Below are 7,460 nucleotides of genomic sequence, written 5' to 3' on the forward strand. Positions count from 1 at the left end.
CGGTGGCGCACCGGCGAGGAGAGCAGGAAGCGCATCCTCGACGCCGCCAGGTCGCGGTTCATGCTCGGCGGCTACGCCGGCACGCCGGTGCGCGCGATCGCGAAGGCTGCCGGCGTGGACGTAGCGATGGTCTACTACTTCTTCGGCGACAAGGACGGGCTGTTCCGGGCCGCCGCCAGCGGCGAGCACCCGCTGGCCGAGCTGCCCGCACTGCTGACGGACGGCACCGCCGACGTCGGCCACCGGCTGGTGCGCAGTTGCCTGGCGCGCTGGGACGCCGGCGACATGGAGCCGTTCCTCGCCATGTGGACGTCGGCCGTTGGCCATGACAAGGCCCGTGACGCGCTCGTGGAGGTCGTCCTGCGGCCGCTCGTGGCGGACGTGGTGGAGCGGCTCGACGTGCCAGACGCGGCGGCCAGGGTCGAGCTGGTCGCCTCGCACCTGGCCGGGCTCGCCGTCGCGCGGTACCGGCTGCGGATCGAGCCGCTCGCGTCCGCGGACCCCGAGCTGCTCGTCGACCTGGTGGGGCCGGCCGTCCAGCAGTACCTGACCGCAGGGACATCTGGCTGAAACGCGCGTTACACGGGTGAAATGCACAAGGTCACAGGTCGGGGGCGCGGCAGTTCGTCGGGGCGGCGTTTAGGCTTGCCTTGTGAATGCGAAGACGCGACGGGTAGTGATTGCCGAAGACGAGTCGTTGATCCGCCTCGATCTCAAGGAGATGCTCGAGGGGGAGGGGTACGACGTAGTCGGTGAGGTCGGTGACGGCCAGAGCGCCATCGACACCACGTTCGAGCAGCATCCCGACCTGGTGATCATGGACGTCAAGATGCCGGTCCTGGACGGGATCAGCGCGGCCGAGAAGATCGCCGGCGAGCGGTTGGCGCCGGTCGTGATCCTCACCGCGTTCTCGCAGCGGGAGCTGGTCGAGCGGGCGAAGGACGCCGGTGCCATGGCGTACCTCGTCAAGCCGTTCACCAAGGCCGACCTGGTGCCCGCCATCGAGCTGGCACAGAGCAGGTTCACCGAGATCACCGCGCTGGAAGACGAGGTGCGTGACCTCGGCGAGCGGCTGGAGACCCGCAAGCTCGTGGAGCGGGCGAAGTCCGCGCTGCAGCAGGAGCACGGGCTCACCGAGCCGGAGGCGTTCCGCTGGATCCAGAAGACGGCGATGGACCGCCGGGTGGGCATGCGCAAGGTCGCCGAGGTCGTACTCGAGTCGGTGACCGGGACGGAGAAGTCCTAGCCGGCGGCTAGCAGGGACGCGGGCCCGCAGCGCCAGCCGAGCTGGCGAGAGGGCCCGGAGGTCTTTGGTGCCGTCCCTGGCTGGCCTTCCCCTGCCGGGGGACGTTGTCTACTCGACGCTCCAGGCCCTCCGCGCCGGCTACGGTAGCCACCGGCGGCCTGGCCGGGCAAAGCGGGCCAGCCGACCGCACCGCGCGGGATGCGGGCGGCTACACCCGGTCGACCAGCATGCAGGTGAGCCGTGCGGTGCACACGGCGCGCTCGCGCTGGTCGGTGACGGCGACCTGGTACGTCGCCACGGACAGCCCGCGGTGGACGGGCGTCGCGACCCCGGTGACCACACCGGCGCGCGCGGCGCGGTGGTGCGTCGCGTTGATGTCGACACCCACGGCGAGCCGCTTCGGGTGGGCGTGCATGGCGGCGGCGATCGACCCGACGGTCTCCGCGAGCACGCACGACGCGCCGCCGTGCATCAGCCCGTACGGCTGGGTGTTCCCCTCGACCGGCATGGTTGCGACCACCCGCTCCGGGCTGGCCTCGACGATCTCGATGCCCATCCGCTCGGCGAGCGCGCCTGGGCCGTTCTCGCCGTAGAGGTACTCGAAGGTGACTGCCGGTTCCTCGTCCGCCACGCGTGCTCCTCCGTCGACTCGAACGTCCGGAATGCACTGTAGGGCGCTGGCCGTTCGGACACTGCCCGCGGGGGTGTCAGTGCACGCTTCTAGGATCGTCTGCGATGGCGAACACCGATGCTGCCCCCACGACCCGGCCGCGGCTGCTGCTGATCGACGGCCACTCGCTCGCGTACCGGGCGTTCTTCGCGCTGCCGGTGGAGAACTTCTCCACCACCACCGGCCAGCCCACGAACGCGGTGTACGGCTTCACCTCGATGCTGATCAACGTGCTCCGCGACGAACAGCCGACGCACATGGCGGTGGCGTTCGACGTGTCACGGAAGACGTTCCGCACCGAGCGCTACGCCGAGTACAAGGCGAACCGCTCCGAGACGCCGAACGAGTTCCGCGGCCAGGTCAGCCTGATCGAGGAGGTGCTCGACGCGCTGCGCATCCCGCGGCTGGCCGTCGAGGGCTACGAGGCCGACGACCTCATCGCCACGCTCACCACCCAGGCCGTGGGCGACGGCTACGAGGTGCTGATCTGCACCGGCGACCGCGACGCGCTGCAGCTGGTCGGCGAGAGCGTGACCGTGCTGTACCCGCGGCGCGGTGTCTCCGACCTCACCAGGTTCACGCCGGACGCGGTAGAGGAGAAGTACGGGCTGAGCCCGTCCCAGTACCCAGACTTCGCCGCCGTGCGCGGTGACCCAAGCGACAACCTGCCCAACATCGCCGGCGTCGGCGAGAAGACCGCGGCCAAGTGGATCCGCGAGTTCGGCAGCCTCGACGCGCTCGTCGACCGCGTCGACGAGGTCCGCGGCAAGGCCGGCGACGCGCTGCGCGCCCACCTCGGCCAGGTCATCCAGAACCGGCAGCTGACCGAGCTCGTGCGCGACGTCGAGCTGGAACGCGCACCCACCGACCTGCAGCTCGGCCAGTGGGACCGCGAGCAGGTGCACGAGCTGTTCGACAACCTGCAGTTCCGGGTGCTGCGCGAGCGGCTGTTCGCCACGCTGTCGTCGGTGGAACCGGAGGCCGACGAGGGCTTCCAGGTCGACACTACGGTCGTTGCGGCGGGCGAGCTCGCCGGTTGGCTGGCCGAGCACGCCGCCGTCGGGCAGCGCTGCGGCGTGGCCATTACAGGCAGCTGGGGCCGCGGCACCGGCACGATCACCGGCCTGGCCATCGCCGCGCCCGACCACGCCGCGGCGTACGTCGACCCGACCCAGCTGACCGAGGAGGACGACCGCGCGCTGGCCGCCTGGTTGGCCGCCGAGGACCAGCCGAAGGTCATGCACGACGTTAAGGGGCCGAGCCTCGCGTTCGCCGCGCACGGCTGGACGCTCGGCGGGCTGGCCGCCGACACCGCACTCGCCGCGTACCTGGTGCTGCCCGGCCAGCGGTCGTTCGACCTGGGCGACCTCACCCTGCGGTACCTGCGCCGCGAGCTCCGGGCGGAGACCGAGGAGGCAGGGCAGCTTTCGCTGGACGGCAGCGCGGAGCAGGACGAGGCCGAAGCGCTCGCCATCCGTGCGCGTGCCGTGCTCGAGCTGGCCGACGAGCTGGCGGCGGACGTCGAGCGGCGCGGCGGCAAGGAGCTGCTCAGCACGGTGGAGATGCCGCTGCTCTCGCTGCTCGCCCGGCTGGAGCACGTCGGCATCGCCGTCGACCTGGAGCACCTGCACCACCTGTCCGCCACGCTCGCCGGCGGCGTGAAGGAGGCCGAGCAGGCCGCGTACGCCGTGGTCGGCCGCGAGTTCAACCTGGGCTCGCCGAAGCAGCTGCAGCAGGTGCTCTTCGAGGACCTCGAGCTGCCGAAGACGAAGAAGATCAAGAGCGGCTACACGACCGACGCAGACGCGCTGCAGGGCCTGCTCGCGCAGACCGGGCACCCGGTGCTCGAGCACCTGCTCAGGCACCGCGACGTGAGCAAGCTGCGCAGCATCGTCGACTCGCTGATCCCCATGGTCGACGACGCGAACCGGATCCACACCACGTTCGACCAGACGGTGGCGGCCACCGGCCGGCTGTCCTCGCGCGACCCGAACCTGCAGAACATCCCCATCAGGAGCGCGGAGGGGCGTGCCATCCGGCATGGCTTCGTAGTCGGCGCGGGCTACGAGACGCTGCTCACCGCCGACTACAGCCAGATCGAGATGCGCATCATGGCGCACCTGTCCGAGGACGCCGGGCTGATCGAGGCGTTCCAGTCCGGCGAGGACCTGCACACCTACGTGGCGGCACAGGCGTTCGACATCGGCACCGACCAGGTCGAGCCGGAGATGCGCCGACGGATCAAGGCGATGTCGTACGGCCTCGCGTACGGGCTGTCCGCGTACGGGCTCTCGCAGCAGCTGGGCATCAGCCCGGACGAGGCGAACGCGCAGATGGAGCGCTACTTCGAGCGGTTCGGCGGGGTGCGCGACTACCTGAAGCACGTCGTCGACCAGGCGCGGCTGAACGGCTACACGGAGACGCTGCTCGGCCGCCGCCGGTACCTGCCCGACCTGGTCAGCGACAACAGGCAGCGCAGGCAGATGGCCGAGCGGATGGCGCTCAACGCGCCGATCCAGGGGTCGGCGGCCGACATCATAAAGGTGGCCATGCTGCGCGTCGACGAGGCGATGCGCACCGCCGGCCTGGCGTCGCGGATGCTGCTCCAGGTGCACGACGAGCTCGTCTTCGAGGTCGCGCCCGGTGAGCTGGAGGCACTGCGCGAGCTCACCGTCAGGCAGATGGCGGATGCGTACGAGCTGAGCGTGCCGCTCGAGGTCTCGGTGGGCACCGGCCACGACTGGGACGCGGCCGGCCACTGACCGGCGGGTTGAAGTACGTTGCCTGGAGAGACCATCGCTCGTAGAAAGAGGCTTGCGTGAGCATCTCCATCGGGTACAAGGTGTCGGCAGAGCAGTTCGCCCCGCGGGAGCTGGTCGAGCTCGGGGTCAGCGCCGAACAGCACGGGTTCGACAGCGTGCTCGTCAGCGACCACTACCAGCCCTGGCGGCACGAGGGCGGGCACGCGCCGTTCGCGCTCACCTGGATGAGCGCGGTCGGTGAGCGCACCGAGCGCATCCTCATCGGCACCAGCGTGCTCACGCCCACGTTCCGCTACAACCCGGCGGTGATCGCGCAGGCGTTCGGCACCATGGGCTGCCTGTACCCGGGCCGGGTGCTGCTCGGCATCGGCACCGGCGAGGCGTTGAACGAGATCGCCGTGTCGCGGATGGAGTGGCCGCCGTTCAAGGAGCGCTTCGCCCGGCTGCGCGAGGCGGTCGACCTGATGCGGGCGCTGTGGAGCGACGAGCGGGTCGACTTCGATGGCGAGTACTACAAGACCGTCGGCGCGACCATGTACGACCGTCCCGCCGGCGGCATCCCCGTCTACGTGGCCGCGGGCGGCCCGACGATGGCGCGGTACGCGGGCCGGGTCGGTGACGGCTTCATCTGCACCAGCGGCAAGGGCATGGACCTCTACGAGGAGAAGCTGATGCCGGCCGTCGACGAGGGCCTGGAGAAGGCGTCCCGCGACCCGTCCGCGCTCGACCGGATGATCGAGATCAAGCTCTCCTACGACAGCGACTACGACACCGCGCTGGAGAACACCAGGTTCTGGGCGCCGCTGGCGCTGAGCGCGGAGCAGAAGGCGGAGCTGGAGGACCCGATCGAGATGGAGCGGGCCGCGGACGCGCTGCCGATCGACAAGATCGCCAGCCGCTGGATCGTCAGCGCCGACCCGGACGAGGCGGTCGCGAACATCAAGCCGTACGTGGACGCCGGCTTCAACCACCTGGTCTTCCACGCGCCCGGCCACGACCAGGCGAAGTTCATGGACCAGTTCGAGCGGGACCTGCTGCCGCGGCTGCGCGACCTGGGGGACTGACCGGTCACGCGTCCGGGTCGCGCAGCCCGACTGCGTCGTGCTGCCAGAACGGCGCGGCGTAGACGAGCGTGCCGGTCATCCACGGCTCGTACGCGGGCAGCCGGCGGGCCTGGAACGCGGCGTCGGGGATCCGCAGCGACGGCTTGCGGAAGCCCTGCGGCTCGCCGGCGGCGAAGCCGAGCCTGCCGTAGTGGTCGGGTGCCCCCTCGAGGAACACCACCGGCACGCGGCGTTCGGCCAGCACGTCCAGGCCGCGCCGCACGAGGGCGGACCCGACGCCCGTGCGCTGGTGCCCGGGCAGCACGCCGAGCGGGCTGAGCACCTGCACGTCGACCAGGCGGCGGGGCGCGTCGAGCAGGCTGCGGGTGAACAGCACGTGCCCGACGACCCGGCCGGCGCGCTCGGCGACCAGCGACAGCGGGTCGGCGTCGGTGGCCCGCAGCGAGTCGAGCAGGTCGACCACGACCGCGCCGTGGTCACCGAACGCCTCGCGGTGCACCGTGCGTACGGCGGCCAGGTCGTCCGGGCGTTCCGCGCGCAGCTGCATCCGCTCACCGTAGGGACCGGGTGCGCCGGCGGCACCCGGTTTACCTGCCCGCCGGGTCAGCGGTCGGCGCGGACGGTCACCGCCGCCTGCTGGCTGCGCCGCTCGTGCAGGCTCAGGCCGGTCACCGCGACGAGCGCGATGGCGAAGCCGACCCACTGGCTCGCGTCCAGCCGTGCGCCGAGCACCAGCACCCCGACGAGCGCCGCGGTGAGCGGGAACGCGAGCTCGGCCAGGGTCGCGCGGGTCGCCGGGGTGGCGCGCAGCCCGTAGTAGTACGCGACCAGGCTGATCAGCCCTGGCACGAGCGCGAGCAGCACGAGCAGGCCCACGTTGCTCCAGGTGAGCGGCGAGAATACAAGCGACGAGCCGGACGCAAGCGCGATGCAGACGGCCGCCACCAGGCCGACGGTGAACCGCAGCATGGTGACCTGCATGGCGGTCAGCTCGGCACCGGCGACCCGGCCGAGCACCGTGCCGCACGCCCACAGCGCCGCGGCGCCGAACGCCAGCAGCGCGCCCATCGCGGTGGACAGCGACACCGCGAACGGGTCGGGGAACGCGAGCAGCCAGCTGCCGGCGAGTGCCGGCAGCGCGAACAGCGGGAACCTGCGGCTCATCCGTTCGCCGAGCAGCACGGCCGCGAGCGTCATGGCGATCAGCGGCTGCAGCTTCTGCAGCACCTGCGGCGTGACCGGGTCGCCGAAGGTGAACGCCGCGGTGAACAGCGTCGCCGCGAGTGCCGAGCTGCCGCCACCGATGACGAGCACGGCGATCTTCGTGCGCACGCTCGCCGCCCACACCGCACGCACCGCCGACGGCAGGAACGGCGCGAGGAAGCCGACGAGCAGCAGGTGCTCGTAGACGACGATGGTGGCAGCGGGCAGCTGGCTGGCGAGCGGCTCGCGCATCAGCGCGGACACCCCCCACAGCGCCGCCGCCGCGGCGACCAACCAGGTGCGGTCGGGGCTGGTGCGTGGGGAGGCCGTCGGGGAGTGCACGGTCACAGCGGGCGGCACCTTTCCTTCGGGGTCACCTAGATGAGTGATTCCTTGAAGGGTGTGGTCGGCGCGGCTGCGGAGACGTGGGGCGGAGGGTGTTCAAGATCGATGTGTGACCAAAGAACTGAACACCCTCCTGACAGCACTGTATGTGGTGGTCGACGATCACGTGG

6 protein-coding genes and 1 pseudogene are annotated in these 7,460 nt (G+C 71.1%); 4 read left to right on the forward strand and 3 right to left on the reverse strand.

Features of this window, described 5'->3' with window-relative positions; genetic code table 11:
• The first annotated feature begins 60 nt into the window (after positions 1-60).
• Both GEV07_24355 and GEV07_24360 read left to right on the forward strand, forming a co-directional pair.
• Positions 61-570, forward strand: coding sequence for a TetR family transcriptional regulator (locus GEV07_24355; protein ID MQA05715.1), 510 nt, complete (start codon positions 61-63; stop codon positions 568-570).
• Positions 571-664: 94 nt separating this feature from the next.
• Positions 665-1,246, forward strand: a pseudogene (locus tag GEV07_24360) (response regulator).
• A 208-nt stretch (positions 1,247-1,454) separates the two neighbouring features.
• On the opposite strand, the gene GEV07_24365 reads toward GEV07_24360, so the two are convergent.
• Complete coding sequence (locus tag GEV07_24365) at positions 1,455-1,802, reverse strand: hotdog fold thioesterase (protein ID MQA05716.1); 348 nt, start codon at positions 1,800-1,802, stop codon at positions 1,455-1,457.
• A 179-nt stretch (positions 1,803-1,981) separates the two neighbouring features.
• Here GEV07_24365 and polA point away from each other — a divergent pair, with 179 nt between their 5' ends.
• Both polA and fgd read left to right on the forward strand, forming a co-directional pair.
• Positions 1,982-4,678, forward strand: coding sequence for a DNA polymerase I (gene polA, locus GEV07_24370; protein MQA05717.1), 2,697 nt, complete (start codon positions 1,982-1,984; stop codon positions 4,676-4,678).
• Positions 4,679-4,734: 56 nt separating this feature from the next.
• A complete protein-coding gene (gene fgd, locus GEV07_24375; protein MQA05718.1) occupies positions 4,735-5,742 on the forward strand; it encodes a glucose-6-phosphate dehydrogenase (coenzyme-F420) in 1,008 nt (335 codons plus the stop codon).
• Positions 5,743-5,746: 4 nt separating this feature from the next.
• Here the strand turns inward: fgd and GEV07_24380 are convergent, their stop codons facing one another.
• Both GEV07_24380 and GEV07_24385 read right to left on the reverse strand, forming a co-directional pair.
• Complete coding sequence (locus GEV07_24380) at positions 5,747-6,289, reverse strand: GNAT family N-acetyltransferase (GenBank protein ID MQA05719.1); 543 nt, start codon at positions 6,287-6,289, stop codon at positions 5,747-5,749.
• 56 nt (positions 6,290-6,345) lie between these two features.
• Entirely contained in the window at positions 6,346-7,197 is an 852-nt protein-coding gene (locus GEV07_24385) for an EamA family transporter (protein MQA05720.1), read from the reverse strand.
• Positions 7,198-7,460: the final 263 nt, after the last annotated feature.

This window comes from Streptosporangiales bacterium, from assembly GCA_009379825.1.
Lineage (GTDB): Bacteria > Actinomycetota > Actinomycetes > Streptosporangiales > WHST01 > WHST01.